General features: G+C 39.2%; 15 protein-coding genes. 7 read left to right on the top strand and 8 right to left on the bottom strand.

Annotated features, from left to right (window positions below; all coding sequences use genetic code 11):
- Positions 1-104: 104 nt before the first annotated feature.
- The gene (locus B0169_RS16820) at positions 105-695 is read left to right on the top strand and encodes a carboxymuconolactone decarboxylase family protein (protein ID WP_077288071.1); all 591 of its coding nucleotides are present in this window, start codon (positions 105-107) and stop codon (positions 693-695) included.
- Positions 696-762: 67 nt separating this feature from the next.
- Here the strand turns inward: B0169_RS16820 and B0169_RS19285 are convergent, their stop codons facing one another.
- Both B0169_RS19285 and mltF read right to left on the bottom strand, forming a co-directional pair.
- Positions 763-921, bottom strand: coding sequence for a hypothetical protein (locus B0169_RS19285; protein WP_158077115.1), 159 nt, complete (start codon positions 919-921; stop codon positions 763-765).
- A gap of 150 nt (positions 922-1071) precedes the next feature.
- The gene (gene mltF / locus B0169_RS16825; RefSeq protein WP_077288072.1) at positions 1072-2505 is read right to left on the bottom strand and encodes a membrane-bound lytic murein transglycosylase MltF; all 1434 of its coding nucleotides are present in this window, start codon (positions 2503-2505) and stop codon (positions 1072-1074) included.
- 184 nt (positions 2506-2689) lie between these two features.
- Between mltF and purL the strand changes: the two genes are divergently transcribed.
- From purL to B0169_RS16840, 3 genes are all read left to right on the top strand, one after another.
- Positions 2690-6637 carry a phosphoribosylformylglycinamidine synthase gene (gene purL / locus B0169_RS16830; RefSeq protein ID WP_077288100.1) on the top strand — a complete coding sequence of 1316 codons (3948 nt, stop codon included), beginning with the start codon at positions 2690-2692 and terminating at the stop codon, positions 6635-6637.
- 245 nt (positions 6638-6882) lie between these two features.
- The gene (locus B0169_RS16835) at positions 6883-7158 is read left to right on the top strand and encodes a hypothetical protein (RefSeq protein ID WP_077288073.1); all 276 of its coding nucleotides are present in this window, start codon (positions 6883-6885) and stop codon (positions 7156-7158) included.
- Between the two features lie 199 nt (positions 7159-7357).
- Positions 7358-8032, top strand: coding sequence for a nitroreductase family protein (locus B0169_RS16840; RefSeq protein WP_077288074.1), 675 nt, complete (start codon positions 7358-7360; stop codon positions 8030-8032).
- Between the two features lie 93 nt (positions 8033-8125).
- Here B0169_RS16840 and B0169_RS16845 read toward each other — a convergent pair whose 3' ends face one another.
- Both B0169_RS16845 and B0169_RS16850 read right to left on the bottom strand, forming a co-directional pair.
- Positions 8126-8338 (bottom strand): hypothetical protein, encoded by a 213-nt coding sequence (locus tag B0169_RS16845; RefSeq protein ID WP_077288075.1) that lies wholly within the window; start codon positions 8336-8338, stop codon positions 8126-8128.
- Between the two features lie 38 nt (positions 8339-8376).
- Positions 8377-8724, bottom strand: coding sequence for a ribonuclease E inhibitor RraB (locus B0169_RS16850; RefSeq protein ID WP_077288076.1), 348 nt, complete (start codon positions 8722-8724; stop codon positions 8377-8379).
- A 204-nt stretch (positions 8725-8928) separates the two neighbouring features.
- Between B0169_RS16850 and B0169_RS16855 the strand changes: the two genes are divergently transcribed.
- The gene (locus tag B0169_RS16855) at positions 8929-9774 is read left to right on the top strand and encodes an RluA family pseudouridine synthase (protein ID WP_143323583.1); all 846 of its coding nucleotides are present in this window, start codon (positions 8929-8931) and stop codon (positions 9772-9774) included.
- A 77-nt stretch (positions 9775-9851) separates the two neighbouring features.
- Here B0169_RS16855 and dapA read toward each other — a convergent pair whose 3' ends face one another.
- The 4 genes from dapA to B0169_RS16875 all read right to left on the bottom strand — a co-directional run bounded on the left by dapA (position 9852) and on the right by B0169_RS16875 (position 12951).
- Positions 9852-10760: a 4-hydroxy-tetrahydrodipicolinate synthase gene (gene dapA / locus B0169_RS16860; RefSeq protein WP_412842150.1), complete on the bottom strand. Its 909-nt coding sequence runs from the start codon at positions 10758-10760 to the stop codon at positions 9852-9854.
- A gap of 61 nt (positions 10761-10821) precedes the next feature.
- Positions 10822-11217: a hypothetical protein gene (locus B0169_RS16865; RefSeq protein ID WP_077288078.1), complete on the bottom strand. Its 396-nt coding sequence runs from the start codon at positions 11215-11217 to the stop codon at positions 10822-10824.
- A gap of 31 nt (positions 11218-11248) precedes the next feature.
- Entirely contained in the window at positions 11249-12034 is a 786-nt protein-coding gene (locus tag B0169_RS16870; protein WP_143323584.1) for a hypothetical protein, read from the bottom strand.
- Positions 12035-12189: 155 nt separating this feature from the next.
- The gene (locus tag B0169_RS16875) at positions 12190-12951 is read right to left on the bottom strand and encodes a DUF4097 family beta strand repeat-containing protein (protein WP_077288080.1); all 762 of its coding nucleotides are present in this window, start codon (positions 12949-12951) and stop codon (positions 12190-12192) included.
- A 159-nt stretch (positions 12952-13110) separates the two neighbouring features.
- Between B0169_RS16875 and B0169_RS16880 the strand changes: the two genes are divergently transcribed.
- Together B0169_RS16880 and B0169_RS16885 are read left to right on the top strand one after the other, a co-directional pair.
- Complete coding sequence (locus B0169_RS16880; protein ID WP_077288081.1) at positions 13111-14391, top strand: CinA family nicotinamide mononucleotide deamidase-related protein; 1281 nt, start codon at positions 13111-13113, stop codon at positions 14389-14391.
- Between the two features lie 213 nt (positions 14392-14604).
- On the top strand, positions 14605-14931 hold the full coding sequence (locus B0169_RS16885; protein ID WP_077288082.1) for a hypothetical protein: 327 nt from the start codon (positions 14605-14607) through the stop codon (positions 14929-14931).
- Positions 14932-14933 lie beyond the last annotated feature (2 nt).

The following is a 14933-nucleotide window of genomic DNA, read 5'->3' on the forward strand; positions in this document are numbered from 1 at the left end:
AGCAAAACTTAACACTTTATAGATATTGTATTTGCAATATCTGTAAAGTATGTTAAAAATAGTTTACTGCTACACAACCTTGGTATTATTTGGAGATCATACGTATGCCCTTAGTTCGCCCGCTTGCTAGCGATGAAAATGAAGAAGTTGCTGAACTTGCGCGATTTTTCAATGAAACCTTAGGCTTTTGCCCTAATAGCGTTTTAACTATGCAGCGACGTCCTGCAATTGCTAAAGCATTTATTAATTTAAATATGGCTGTTATGGCAAACGAAGGTCGTGTTAGTGCCGAACAAAAACGCTTAATTGGCTATATTACTAGCGCCAATACCGGCTGCAGATATTGTGAAGCTCATACTATATTAGCCGCGCAACGCTACGGTGGCACAGATGAACGTCTTGAAAATATTTGGAATTTTCGTGACAGCAAGCTATATACTGCCGCAGAAAAAGCGGCTTTTGAATTTGCTTTAGCCGCCTCAAGTGTTCCGAATGCCGTTGATGATAATATCTCCCAAGCACTACATAGCCATTGGGATGAAGGTGAAATAGTTGAAATACTCGCTGTTATTTCATTGTTTGGCTATTTAAATCGTTGGAACGACTCTATGGGAACAACGATGGAAGATGGTGCGGTTAAAGCTGGTGAAGAACTTTTAAAAGCAACAGACTGGAGCCAAGGAAAACATCAGTAGCCAAGTAGTAAAATTTGGAGCAGCTGTAATCAGCATTTATTGAATAGGACTAACTATTATTTTCGAACTAACAGGGTCTTAGCTCGTTGTGTATTTTACTACCAGTTGCTTGCTCACTATACTGTTCTAAAGAAAACTGCATATGGCGGCGATTAGCCAAGCGAACCTTATTACGGTGTAACGTTCTTTTTCGTTGATTACTTGCTAAATATCTCTTAATTCTCATATTAACCTCTTTAACATACATATTACCGATAGCGTTAGTTGATACTGTATAATTTAGTGTCGTTATTTAATTAACGACACTTAACGTTATTAGTATCACTAAGGCATATGACAGTTTCATGACAGCGTGGATAATATTAATAAATCATTGCTAGGGTTCAACGGCAACAACTTGTTCGGCCTCAACTAAGACTTGCTTGGTCTGATTATCCATCCAAGTTAACGTATCATAGTAACGGCGAATGTTCTCAACATAATTCACCGGTTCATCACCTCGGGCATAACCATAACGTGTTTTTTTATAAAACTTTTTTTGTTTCAATAAAGGCAAACGCTCTTTTACTTCTACCCAACGATCAGGATCGCCACCTTGTTGCTTAGTGATTTTGCGAGCATCATTTAAGTGGCCTAAGCCAATATTATAAGACGCAAGTGCAAACCAAAGCCGATCTGGATCAGGAATTCTCGCTGGCATACGTCCAATAAGTCGCTTAAAGTATTTTGCCCCTCCACGAATACTTTGCTCTGCGTCTAACCGGCTTTTTATGCCCATTTGTTTTGCCGTGGGTAATGTTAACATCATCATGCCTCGTACCCCGGTATATGAGCGGGCATGAGGTTCCCAATGAGATTCTTGATAACTGATGGCGGCGAGTAAACGCCAATCAACATCTTGACCATACTTTTCAAATAGCGCTTGATATTTGGGCAATTTTTTCTCAATTGCCTGAATAAACATACGGGTATCAACATAGTTAAATTCTTCTATATGACCATAATGTTTATCATTCAAAGCTAATAAAACACCGTTATGGTGAACTTCTCCAAAAAATTCAATTAAGCTAGCAAAAATTGAATTATCACCATGTTTATTAACCATCCAAGCTAAAGGCTCTTCCTGGCGAATAGTGAAGCCGATACTGATCTCAGGATAATATCGACGGTTTATCGCTAAAGTATTACTGTCAGCAATGGTGTAGTCTATTTCCCCAGAAAGCACACGCAACAATAGTTCTTCACTATCTAATTCAGCGCTTGTCGTCCATGAGAGTTCAGGATGAGATAATTTTAACTGCGCCAAGCTTTCGACATGGCTAGATTGTTCTACCACTTCTAACTTACCCGTTAAATCGGCAAGTTTACGCGGTCTTTTGTTACCCTGTTTAAAAACTAACTTTTGGCTAACATCATAGTAACTTGGGGTAAAATGATACTGCTGACGACGCTCATCAGTTACAGCTAAGCCGGCAGCTAAAAAATCTACACCGCCATTATCGAGTTGCAAAAACAATTCGTTTAGATTGTAGCTAGGCATCATTTTTAATTCGACACCTAAGTATTCCGCATAGCTTTTAGCTAATTCATACTCAAATCCCGCAGGGCCTTCAGCATCAAGATAATAGCTAGTATTTCCGTAAAGTGTGCCAACTGTAACGTAGCCACGGTCGATAATGCGTTGTAAACTCGCCGGTGTTTCATGGGTTTTACAACCAGAAAAAACCAGTATAAATGGCAATAAAAACAGCCCGAATAGCTTACCGATACTAACTTTGTTAGCAAATGATTTTATTTGATTTTTTATCATAGTGTCTATTGTCACGTGAATTGAGATATTAAAAAAGCTATTTTTTATAATTGGCAATTTTATTGCCAAGAAAATTCCCCAAAAATGAGACAAATCATTTCTCTAATTAGGCCATTTAATCTATAATACGCGCGTTTTTTATCCTTAATAAATCTAACCGGTGAAATAGACTATGTCGATGTTGATGAAAACCCTTCGCGGTGCGCCAGCACTATCTGATTTTAGAATAAGTAAACTACTAAATCAGTGTTCTGAGCTGCAACTGCCCGTTACGGATATCTATGCTGAATTTAGCCACTTTGCACATATTTCAGAGCAACTAAATTCTGAAGAAACCGAAGTTTTACAGCAACTTCTCAAGTATGGTCCAACAATTGAAGAACATGAACCCGTTGGGCAATTATTATTAGTAACACCACGTCCCGGCACTATCTCACCTTGGTCATCAAAATCTACCGACATCGCAAAAAACTGTGGTTTATCCAAAATTATTCGCTTGGAACGTGGCTTAAGCTATTATGTCAGCACTGAAAATTCTTCGCCATTAACCACCGCACAACAATCAACATTAAATAACTTATTACACGACCGCATGATGGAGACTATATTTAATGATCTCAATGATGCAACTGCATTATTTGCCAGCGCTGAGCCTGGCGAACTCACTAGCATTGATATTGAAAACGGCGGTAAAAACGCCCTAATACAAGCCAATGTTGAGCTAGGCTTGGCCTTAGCTGATGACGAAGTTAATTATTTATTTGAAAACTTTACCAAGCTTGGTCGTAATCCGCATGACATCGAACTTTACATGTTTGCCCAAGCAAACTCTGAGCATTGTCGTCATAAAATATTTAACGCTGATTGGACTATCGATGGCGTAAAGCAGCCTAAATCGCTGTTTAAAATGATCCGTAACACGCATGAAGTTAACCCTGATTTTGTTTTAAGCGCATACAAAGATAACGCAGCAGTCATGGTAGGTAACAAAGGTGGGCGTTTCTTCCCGAACCCTGAAACCAATGTTTATGGTTATCATCATGAAGACATTCAAATTTTAATGAAAGTTGAAACCCATAATCACCCTACGGCTATTTCTCCTTACCCAGGTGCTGCAACAGGTTCCGGTGGTGAAATTCGTGATGAAGGTGCTACCGGTATTGGCTCTAAACCCAAAGCGGGCTTAGTTGGCTTTTCAGTTTCAAATTTACGTATACCAAACTTCGAACAACCGTGGGAAACTGATTTCGGCAAGCCTGATCGTATTGTTTCTGCATTCGATATTATGATGGAAGGCCCATTAGGTGGCGCGGCATTTAACAACGAATTTGGTCGTCCGGCTATTTTAGGTTATTTCCGTACTTATGAAGAGCAAGTTAACTCGTTCAACGGCTCAGAAGTACGTGGTTACCATAAACCTATAATGCTTGCCGGTGGTTTAGGTAATATTCGCGATGAACACGTACAAAAACGTGAAATTGTTGTTGGCGCCCATTTAATTGCGCTTGGCGGCCCAGCGATGAACATAGGGTTAGGTGGTGGAGCTGCTTCTTCAATGGCATCAGGCCAGTCTGCTGAAAACCTAGACTTCGCTTCAGTACAACGTGAAAACCCAGAAATGGAACGTCGTTGTCAGGAAGTAATTGATAAATGTTGGCAACTAGGTGAGCAGAATCCTATCGCTTTTATTCATGATGTTGGTGCTGGTGGTTTGTCAAACGCATTTCCAGAATTAGTGTCGGACGGTGGACGCGGTGGTGTATTTGAATTACGTAATGTGCCTAATGATGAGCGTAGCATGACACCACACGAGATTTGGTGTAACGAGTCTCAAGAGCGCTATGTTATTGCGGTTTCAGATGAAAACCTTGAAACCTTTAAGCAAATTTGTGCTCGTGAACGTGCACCATTTGCTGTTGTAGGTCGCGCCACTGAAGAAGAGCACTTAACCGTAACTGATGCTCACTTTGCAGGTAACGAAACATTAGATACACCGATAGATTTACCGCTTGATGTGCTGTTAGGCAAAACACCGAAAATATTTAAAGACGTAGTTTCGCAAACCGCAGCCGGTGATAAATTAGTAGTCGCTGATATTACTTTAAGCGACGCTGCTGACAGAGTTTTATCTTTACCTACCGTGGCTGAAAAAACCTTCTTAATTACCATTGGTGACCGCTCAGTTACCGGTATGGTTAATCGTGACCAAATGGTTGGTCCTTGGCAAGTGCCCGTAGCTGACTGTGGTGTAACCGCTTCAGCACTTGACTCTTACCACGGTGAAGCTATGTCATTAGGTGAACGTACACCAGTCGCTTTATTGAACTTCGGCGCTTCAGCTCGTTTAGCGGTTGCGGAGTCATTAACTAACATCGCTGGCACGGATATTGGCGATCTAAACCGCATCAAACTTTCCGCAAACTGGATGTCGCCTGCGGGTCATCCAGGTGAAGATGCAGGTTTGTACGAAGCCGTTAAAGCCATTGGTGAAGAGCTTTGTCCTGCACTTGGATTAACAATCCCTGTTGGTAAAGACTCAATGTCAATGAAAACACAATGGCAAGAAAATGGTGAAGACAAATCGGTAACTTCACCTATGTCATTAATCATCACCGCTTTTGGTGCGGTAGAAGATATTCGCAAAACAGTCACACCACAGTTACGAACAGACTTAGGTGATACTCGTATCGTTGCTATTGATTTATCAAAAGGCAAAAACCGCTTGGGTGGTTCTTGTTTAGCACAAGTTTATAAGCAGCTTGGTAATGAAACGCCAGACGTTGATAGCCCTGAAGTATTAAAAGGCTTCTTTAATGCTATGCAAACCTTGGTACGTGATGAAAAGCTTATTGCTTATCATGATAGATCTGATGGTGGCTTATTTGCCTCAGTTGTTGAAATGGCATTTGCTGGTCATACCGGTGTTGATATTGATTTAACAGCATTAACGTCAGAATCAGGTAATGATGTTGACGTATTATTCAACGAAGAGCTCGGTGCGGTTATTCAAATTCGTGAAAGCGATGTGGATGCAATTCATAGTGTATTAGCTGAGCACGGTGTTTTAGATTATTGCACTGACATAGGTCGCATCAATAACGAAGATACACTACGTTTTACTCGTGACGGAGCTGTCGTACTAGAAAATTCTCGTACTTATTATCGTACGCTTTGGGCACAAACAACCTTTAGAATGCAATCTCTACGTGATAACCCTGAATGTGCTCAACAAGAACATGATGTAAAATATGATACTGAAGACCCTGGTCTAAACGTTGAGTTAAGCTTTGATATCAATGAAGATATTGTTGCTGAACTTATCGCTAAAGATGCACAAGGCGCCAACCACACTGTGAGTAATCCTCGTATCGCTATATTACGTGAGCAAGGGGTTAACTCTCATGTTGAAATGGCTGCAGCTTTTGATCGTGCTGGTTTTATTGCTATTGACGTACATATGTCTGATATTTTGTCGGGCCGTACAGATTTAGCTGACTTCAACGGTTTAGTTGCTTGTGGTGGCTTCTCGTACGGTGATGTACTTGGCGCTGGTGAAGGTTGGGCAAAATCCATCTTATTCAACAAAAATGCCAAAGCCATGTTTAAAGCATTTTTTGAGCGTGAAGATACTTTCTCATTAGGTGTTTGTAATGGTTGTCAAATGTTGTCAAACCTAAAAGAAATTATCCCTGGTGCCCAAGCATGGCCGCGTTTTGTGCAAAATAAATCAGAACGCTTTGAAGCACGTTTTAGCTTAGTTGAGATTCAAGAAAACCCATCAATTTTCTTCGATGGTATGGCGGGTTCACGTATGCCAATTGCTGTGTCTCATGGTGAAGGTCGTGCCGAGTTTAGCTCTGATGATGCCATTGATGCTGCCAATGAATCAGGAACGGTTGCTATGCGTTATGTTGATAACTATGGGCATATCACTGAAACCTACCCTGCGAATCCTAACGGCTCACCCGACGGTATTACCGCATTAACCACTACAGATGGTCGAGTAACTATTATGATGCCACACCCTGAGCGTGTATTCCGTACGGTTGCAAACTCATGGCACCCAGATGAATGGCAAGAAGATTCACCTTGGGTACGTATGTTCCGCAATGCGCGTAAGTTTATTGGCTAAACTCGCGCAACATTCGCGACTTATCCTCTAAGTTTTAGTCATGAAAAAAGCGCCTCTTGGCGCTTTTTGTTATCTGCAATTATTTCATTCTCAATCGATTTCGCTGCAGCATTATTAATAAAGTTGAGTCGTTAACAGTTAGACACTTCCCCTCTTTTATATATCATTTTAGAATAGAAATTAACTTATTTATTCCGAATTATTAAATTATACTGATTGATATTATTCTCTGAAGAGTCTGCCTTTTGAAAGCTGCTTTACCGTCAAATCGAATACCGTTACAAAAAGTGATGACAGCCATTTACGTCTGGTTGCGTATCACCTTGAGTTATTGCGTAGTTGGTGCGGTTATCACAACATTACTCAGCGCCGGCATTCAGCACGTCAATGTCTTCATTATCACAGTTGTTATGGCAACCTTTCTCGGTATAGGTGTTTATAAAGCCGAGGTAGCACGTCGTGGTGTTGGGTTGAATAATTATCTTAACAAGCTATCAGAGTACAAACACCACCAATTTTAACCCACAGTTTTCCTACCACAATCTAGTTCTTATCAGTAATACACTTGCTGATTACCCCTTCAAACCAGCATAGCAGCGACATTTATTTTGACTTTCTCTTGCGCCATTAACTTGTTTACCCGAATTGGCACTTACCTTATGATAAGTTTAAAAGAAAAGTTAAATAATCATCATAAAATAATAAGTAATAGGAAGTATTATGCAAGCTCATGACGCATCACCGTTAAGCGATTATATTGAATACTCTAGCGAAGAAATGCTTAAACGCTCAGCCGATTTTTATAACAACATTAAGCGTCGACACAGTATTCGTAGCTTTAGCGATCGCCCAGTCGCAAAAGCGGTCATTGAGAACTGCATAAAAGCAGCTGGAACAGCCCCTAGTGGTGCAAATCATCAACCTTGGCATTTTGTCGCGATTAATGATCTTGATGTCAAAAAGCAAATACGCGAACAGGCAGAAATTCACGAAAGTAATTTTTATCAAGGCCGTGCGGGTGAGGAATGGTTAGATGCTTTAAAGCCACTAGGCACAGACGCAAATAAGCCTTACTTAGAGCATGCTCCTTGGCTGATTGCAATATTTAGTGAGAAAAAAGGGGGAATTTCAGCAGAAGAGAAAAACACAAATTACTATGTACATGAGTCGGTCGGTATTGCCACTGGCTTTTTGATCAATGCCTTACATTCAAGCGGTTTAGTCACCTTAACTCACACACCAAAACCTATGTCTTTTTTAAGCAAAGTGTGTGGTCGCGATGATAACAGCCGACCTTACATGTTGCTCATTGCAGGTTACCCAAGTGATGATGCAACTGTGCCACATCATGCAACAACCAAGAAGAGCATCGATGATATAGCCACTTTTCTATAGGTTATTATTTTCGTTCAATTATCAGCTTTAAAAGCGAAGCGCTGAGTGTTAATACTACAGCACGTAACAGCTAACTTCAGGCGACTTCGCTATTTACAAAACAAAATCTAAGGCAATATTAGTGCAGCCTTGTGCGCAATAAAGGCCGGTGGCTTTCTTATCTTCAGGTAAAACAACTCTGATCATTGTACCGCATTGCGGGCATGGCATATCGCGTCCCGCCAAAACTTTTTTTATCAACGCTTTTTGATCATTAAACGATTTAGCACTGACTGTTTTTAAGCGCTTAAACTGCTGTTCATCCATGCTATTGCCCTATGTAATTTACTACGTTGCTGGCGAGTTTATTTACTAGAATCAAGACAATACCAACCATCATAATTACCTGAAAATGGTGCAGCACTTGTTGTTAATAGCTCTTGATAAGCAGCAATATTTTCATAGCTTGCCGACATAAATGGATATGCAGTTATTTCCCATGGAAAAGCATCGTCACCTTGGTAAGGACAAAATGACAATTTTTGATTGTTTTCTAACAATAATTGACCGAACTTTAACGCTTGCTCTTGATCAGCAAAAATAACTGAAAATTCAAACTCCCTTTCAATCGTTAAGTCATCACCACCTTCAAGCATTTGCCATAAAGCGTTACCAACATTGTCTAAAGGAAATAATTCTTCATCGCGTTGCATTTGATATTCTCATTTTTTATTGACTATTTGTCATTATTTTATCGTTCTCTGCGCTTAAAAACTACGTCCGATTCGATTAAATCATAACAATATGGCTTTTTACTCATCATATTCTTTCGCTTGCATCAGAAGTTACACTTGTTACATCAATTCTCGCCATAAGTTTGTTAAACTAAGGCTAATAAATTATTGAGTTGAATTATTGTGAAAAAATTTGAATGCCATATCAACATTGATCGCACGATAACTATCGTAGAAGCACTGCAAATTCAATGCGATTTAAGTGTTGGCGAAATTAAAAAAGCGATTGATAAAGGCGCGCTATGGCATAGCCGTGGAAAAACAATTCAGCGCTGTCGCCGTTTAAAAAAGAGTTTAGCTATCGGTGACAAGCTGCACTTTTATTATGATGAAAATGTGTTGTCTCAAATACCAACGCCCGCTACGTTAATCGCTGATATGAGTGATTACAGCGTTTGGTATAAACCTTACGGTATGTTATCTCAGGGCTCTAAATGGAGTGACCATTGCACTATTACGCGCTGGGCACAGAAAAACTTAACCCCTGAGCGAGCTGTTTTTCCTGTGCACCGACTCGACCGTGCAGCGACCGGATTAATTTTAGTTGCTCACAGTAAAAAAGCAGCACGCGCACTAAGTCAAATGTTTGAACAGCACCAATTAGAAAAGACTTACCATATTATTGTCCACGGTAACCAGCAACAGCGACCACAGCCTGAAACGGTAACATTAGCTATTGAAGGCAAGCCAGCTTGTAGCCATTTTTCACATATTGCCTATGACGATAAGCGCGACTTGTCGTTAGTAAAAGTTAATATAGAATCTGGCAGAAAACATCAAATACGTATTCATGCAGCCAGTATAGGGTTGCCGGTGGTTGGCGATAGGCTACATGGTGCACAGCAGTCATTAGCTGACTTACAGCTTTGTGCTGTCGCACTGCATTTTACTTGCCCTATTCATCAAGTTGAACAACACTTTGCTCTGTCAGATGCAATGCGCCCTCAACTGTCGAGTTTAACTCAGTAAAGCTTAGTAGTCGTTATTTTGAGACAAAAAAAGTGAGCTTACGCTCACTTTTATAAAACATTAACGTTATGATTCAATTAATAACAATATTTAAAATCACCATCTGTCATTAAACTCGGTTCATTACCCACTCTTTCAGCTAATGATAACTCTGCCAATAGCGCTAACCCTTGTTTGCGTTGCTCTAATGTTAAAGCTTTATAAGGCATTCTAAAAATAGGTGCAACAGCTCCTGTCATCATTAATGCGGTATTAATGGCTATTGGATTAGGCTCGCAAAACAACCAGTTCATTAATGGCTGCATTCGTTGCTGAAGACTTTCATTGGGCGCATCCATGAGTTGACGCATTAAACCCGGTGCAATATTAGAAGTCACTGAAATAACACCATGTGAACCATGAATATGACGCCCAGCAGCACTTTCATCATCATTACCTGACCAACAAGCAATTCCTCGCTGCTCATAATAAGCAATACGGTCATTACCGGTACATTCTTTAACACCAATAAAGTTATGATGCTTCGATAAAGGTTCAATGAGTTCAGGGGTTAAATCCTGCCCGGTACGGCCCGGTACGTTATAAATAATGCCCGGTCCAATATCCAATACCTTATGAAAATGCTCGGTAACGCCAGCAAATGAACTACGCCCATAATAAGGGTTAATTTGCAGTGTTGCATCCATGCCTGCGGCGAAGCCATATTGTGTTGCTTTAATGGCTTCTCGGGTATTATTACTACCGGTATTACCGATAATAAGCAGGTCTTTACCATGTTTATGCACACTATGAGCGATAAGAATTAAATGCTCTTCCCAAGTAAGCAGATGCCCCTCACCGGTTGTTCCACCAACGACAATACCATCAACACCCGCTTTAATTTGTTCAGCGACTAGTTGATCATAAGTATTAAAATCGATATCACCTTTGACGTTAAAGGGGGTTTTAATTGCTGTAATCAGACTGGCAGATTTAATCTCTTTCATTCGAACTCTCAAAATGGTGTATGGAAACAGGTAATAAGGAAACGATAGTAAAACAATTGTCTCAACTGAGCGCGATATTATCAACAACTCGACGCAGGATAAACACTTCATTACTCAGCACATGCTGATATTCAAAAATTTGGCTATTGAGGGTCAATACCCGATAAGCATGATAGTTATCATCATGTTCAAGGTCAGCAGCATAATGTTCATCGTGTATAAATTCACTTTTACTGATAGTAAAATGAATATCTCCCACTAAGCCCCAATCTCCTGACTCAACAGATTGTTCTGAAATTTTGCCGCTTTCATCATGTGCAATAAAAGTGAACTGATAACGGCCATCCACTGACATTTCAGCAAATTCAGTGAATACTTGGCCGGTATCATCTTGATCACTGCGGTACCACTTACCAAACAATAATGCTCGGTGATAGGAGGGATTATTTTGGGTCATCTTATAACGTGTCTATTTGTTTACAATAAAACTAATTATTTTCTGGAGCTTCAATAATACCATATTTTTGTTTCATTTCTGTCACCAGTTGATGATGACTAAGTAAGAATTGCTCAAATTCATTTATAATTTCAGGGTGGTAGATCGTTGAAAGATGATAAGCATAAGACTCATGCTTAGTGTGCTTATTCAAAACAATTGTCTCTGTGCTTTCCAGAAACAGCTGCAAATTATAATCAATAACATTTTTATCAATATTGATGGCATCTACATTACCATGGAGCAAATGCTTGATCAGACTGTAGGACGACGAAGCCTCTACTAATTCAACTGTATTGCTGGCAATTCTATCTTGCCAAAGAGTCGGAAAGAAACCCAATATAGTGCCCAAGCTTTTAATGGCTTTACGCGGCAGGTTTTGATTTTTTTTCAGAACATAGCTACCGGCAGTTAACCATAATACTGGCTTACTATAAATAATAGTTAAGTTTTTTAACTGCTCTGTTTGCCAGCGTTTATTGTCAGGAAACTTAAAGTCAATTGCCTCTTCTAAATACCATTTATCAAAACGCTTTAATGGCAATGCAACAAACTTAAACTGGTAACCTCGATAACGAAAAAAGCGACTTAATAGCGCTTTACTAAAACTATCTTTTTTAGGGGTATCAGCAGAGAAATCATATAAAGGATAATAACTAACATCTTCAACACCAATAATATATTCTTTCGCCTGTAAGGCATAATGACCAAAATATAAAATAGTAAATAAGGTAAACACTAATATCGGCGACAGCCTTGTTGCTCGAATGCGGATCAATTTTTTACTCAGTTTATTTGTCTATGTACTCATCATAGTGCAAATATTTCAGCCTGATAAAAAAATTATAAAAACGAGCTAGTTTAACTCGCTTTTATAGCTAATTTACTATTTATAACACAGCATCTAAGACGCTTATTTCGAGCTTAGTACTTTTACTTTAATAATTTGATACTGCCATTAACACTCGTTAATGTGACATCAACCCCACCGCTACCTATTTCTCCCTGAAGATGACGGCCAGTAAATAAATTCTTTTCAGCAACTAAGCCAAAATCAGTTTTAATACTGCCATGCATAGTCTCCGCCTGAACATTAGCATTAAATGAGTGAGGAACTAACAGCTTAATACTGCCATTAACTGTATCAATATTAATGTGCGATAAGTCGATAGCAAGCTCACTATAGGTTACTTTAATACTACCATTAACCGAACTTAAGTTAGTGTTGTTTGCTAAACCACTCGCTTTGATCGAACCATTAACCAATTCAGCTTGCACTAAGCCTTGAACGTTATCTATGGTCAACGAACCATTAACAAGATTAATAGCTGATAAGGAGATACTTTTAGGCACCATAATAATATACTCCACTTTGCCTGAGCTATTATGTTTCCAACTGTTGCGCTTTTTATATCGCGTTTCTACACTTACCCCGCTCGATGTCTGTTGCATATCAATCACAACGTTATCTCTATCTTCTTGGTTATCGGCTTTGATCGTAGCATTTACTCGAATAGTTGAGTTTTCCCAGGCGGTAATAGCAACGGAACCATTAATATTATCAAGCTCAAATGTACTATTGCGCTCAACATTAAAGTTTCTTTCTATTTCATCAACCACATCGGCCTGAGCACTGATGCTCAATAGCGTGATAAAACATGTAACCAAAATAGCTTTTATAGCTTGAGTAGACATAGTATTCCCTTAAATTTAATTATTGATTGTTTAATAAGTAAGTGAACTTTAATCTTGATAAGGTTTAAATGACGATAAAAATATTTACCTAAACTGGTCGAGCAATTATGTGTATTTTTCGTTAACATAAATCATTAATACAATTAAATTTGGAATAACATGGATATACAGGTGAGTTTATTGCTGACCGGCAATGAATTAATGAACGGTGATATTATCGATACTAATTCAATCATGTTTGCCGAGCAACTCAATAACATTGGTTTGAGTATTCATAAAAAAACTACGATTGGGGATGATTCCGAGCAATTGTGTTCAGAAATAGTACAGCTTAGCCAATCCGCTGATTTATTAATTATTAATGGTGGACTAGGTCCCACGATTGATGATCTAACCTCGCCAGCCTTAGCCCAAGCCTGTGGGGTTGATTTACACCTTGAACCACAGGCCCACTTACACCTAAAAAAATGGGCAGAAAAGCGAAAAACCATACTTAATGAACCTAATTTAAAACAAGCTTATTTACCTAAAGGTTGCAAAATAATTGCCAATGCCACGGGTAGTGCTGTTGGTTTTAGTATGACACTTGGCAAGTGCCTTATACTTTGTACGCCGGGTGTACCAAGTGAGCTAGCCCAAATGTTAAAAGATGAGATTATACCTAACTTACAACAGCACTTCCCTGAAGTGACTAAACCGTCTATTTACCGCTTACAAACTTTTGGTGTTGGAGAGTCAACATTACAAGCTATGATTGATGATAACCTTCCAAATTGGTCGAAAGACCTGACTATCGGTTTTCGTGCAGCTATGCCTTTGCTCGAAGTAAAGTTAGCGCCATTAAATTCACAAGGCGTAAAAGCACTTGCATCATCTCAACAAGGCTTGAACCAATTGCTCGGCGATCATATTCTTCATATAGGTGAATGTGATAAAACCACCATCGCTGAATATGTTGTGCCGTTACTGACCAAATCAGCACAAAAAATTACCGTGGCAGAATCTTGCACCGGTGGTTTAATAGCAAGCCAAATTACCGCAATAGCAGGTTCTTCAGCGGTATTTGAAGCCGGTTATGTCACTTATTCAAATGACATGAAAACTAAAATGCTCAATGTTCCTAGCACAACATTAACAAATCATGGAGCCGTCAGTGAGGCAACCGTCTTAGCGATGGCTAAAGGCGCATTAGAAAAATCTAACGCTGACTATGCCATTGCCGTTTCAGGTATAGCAGGACCAGATGGTGGCACACCAGATAAACCGACGGGCTCGGTTTGGATAGCCTGGGGAACAAAAGAAACACTACAGGCAAAATATCATTATATTCCACTAGCAAGACGACAATTTCAACAGGTGGTCGCAGCTCGAGGTTTAGATTTAATCCGTAGAATGTTAATAAATAGTAAAGAACGTCCAAACTACGAACGCTGCAGTTAATTAAAGTGGGATATTAAAGCAACAATGCGGTTTTATATTGCTTAGTAATTCAAATCTTTATATATTTAAAGGTAGCAAAAAAATAATGCTTTAGCTTGTGCTAGCAAAATAATAAGTTATTAATTTCAATATTTGCTTTTATACAAATGAAAACGTATTTTTAACCGTTACAATTGAAAGCTACAAGTAACTGATTCTCAAAAGGAGAATGCTTTGAACGATAAGAACTTTATAACCAGCGGTCGTAATACCATCATACATAAAAATAAAAAAATTGATCTACTTGTGATTAATGGCAGCCACCCTGTTGCGATAGTTAGCCACACAGGCATAGATTTATATAATGGTGTCATGCCAAAAAAACGAGCTGAGGCAAAAAAAGCCTACCAAGAAGTTGTTGATGTCAGCGCCTCTGAAGTATTTGGTGAAGAAAAAACCTTAGTGTTTATTCAGGCTTTGGACAATAAAGAATACAAACTTGATTATTCAAAAGTCGGTACAGCGAATTTTATTAAAGTACATCAAGAAAACTATATCTAAGG

The sequence above is a fragment of the Cognaticolwellia aestuarii genome (genome assembly GCF_002000025.1).
Taxonomy (GTDB): Bacteria; Pseudomonadota; Gammaproteobacteria; order Enterobacterales; family Alteromonadaceae; genus Cognaticolwellia; species Cognaticolwellia aestuarii.

Bases quoted from the DNA above. Each gene is read 5' to 3' on its own strand.
- B0169_RS16865 (WP_077288078.1), bottom strand. From the start codon at position 11,217: ATGACCCAAAATAATCCCTCCTATCACCGAGCATTATTGTTTGGTAAG.
- B0169_RS16880 (WP_077288081.1), top strand. From the start codon at position 13,111: ATGGATATACAGGTGAGTTTATTGCTGACCGGCAATGAATTAATGAAC.
- purL (WP_077288100.1), top strand. From the start codon at position 2,690: ATGAAAACCCTTCGCGGTGCGCCAGCACTATCTGATTTTAGAATAAGT.
- B0169_RS16845 (WP_077288075.1), bottom strand. From the start codon at position 8,338: ATGGATGAACAGCAGTTTAAGCGCTTAAAAACAGTCAGTGCTAAATCG.
- mltF (WP_077288072.1), bottom strand. From the start codon at position 2,505: ATGATAAAAAATCAAATAAAATCATTTGCTAACAAAGTTAGTATCGGT.
- dapA (WP_412842150.1), bottom strand. From the start codon at position 10,760: ATGAAAGAGATTAAATCTGCCAGTCTGATTACAGCAATTAAAACCCCC.
- B0169_RS16875 (WP_077288080.1), bottom strand. From the start codon at position 12,951: ATGTCTACTCAAGCTATAAAAGCTATTTTGGTTACATGTTTTATCACG.
- B0169_RS16850 (WP_077288076.1), bottom strand. From the start codon at position 8,724: ATGCAACGCGATGAAGAATTATTTCCTTTAGACAATGTTGGTAACGCT.
- B0169_RS16840 (WP_077288074.1), top strand. From the start codon at position 7,358: ATGCAAGCTCATGACGCATCACCGTTAAGCGATTATATTGAATACTCT.
- B0169_RS19285 (WP_158077115.1), bottom strand. From the start codon at position 921: ATGAGAATTAAGAGATATTTAGCAAGTAATCAACGAAAAAGAACGTTA.
- B0169_RS16820 (WP_077288071.1), top strand. From the start codon at position 105: ATGCCCTTAGTTCGCCCGCTTGCTAGCGATGAAAATGAAGAAGTTGCT.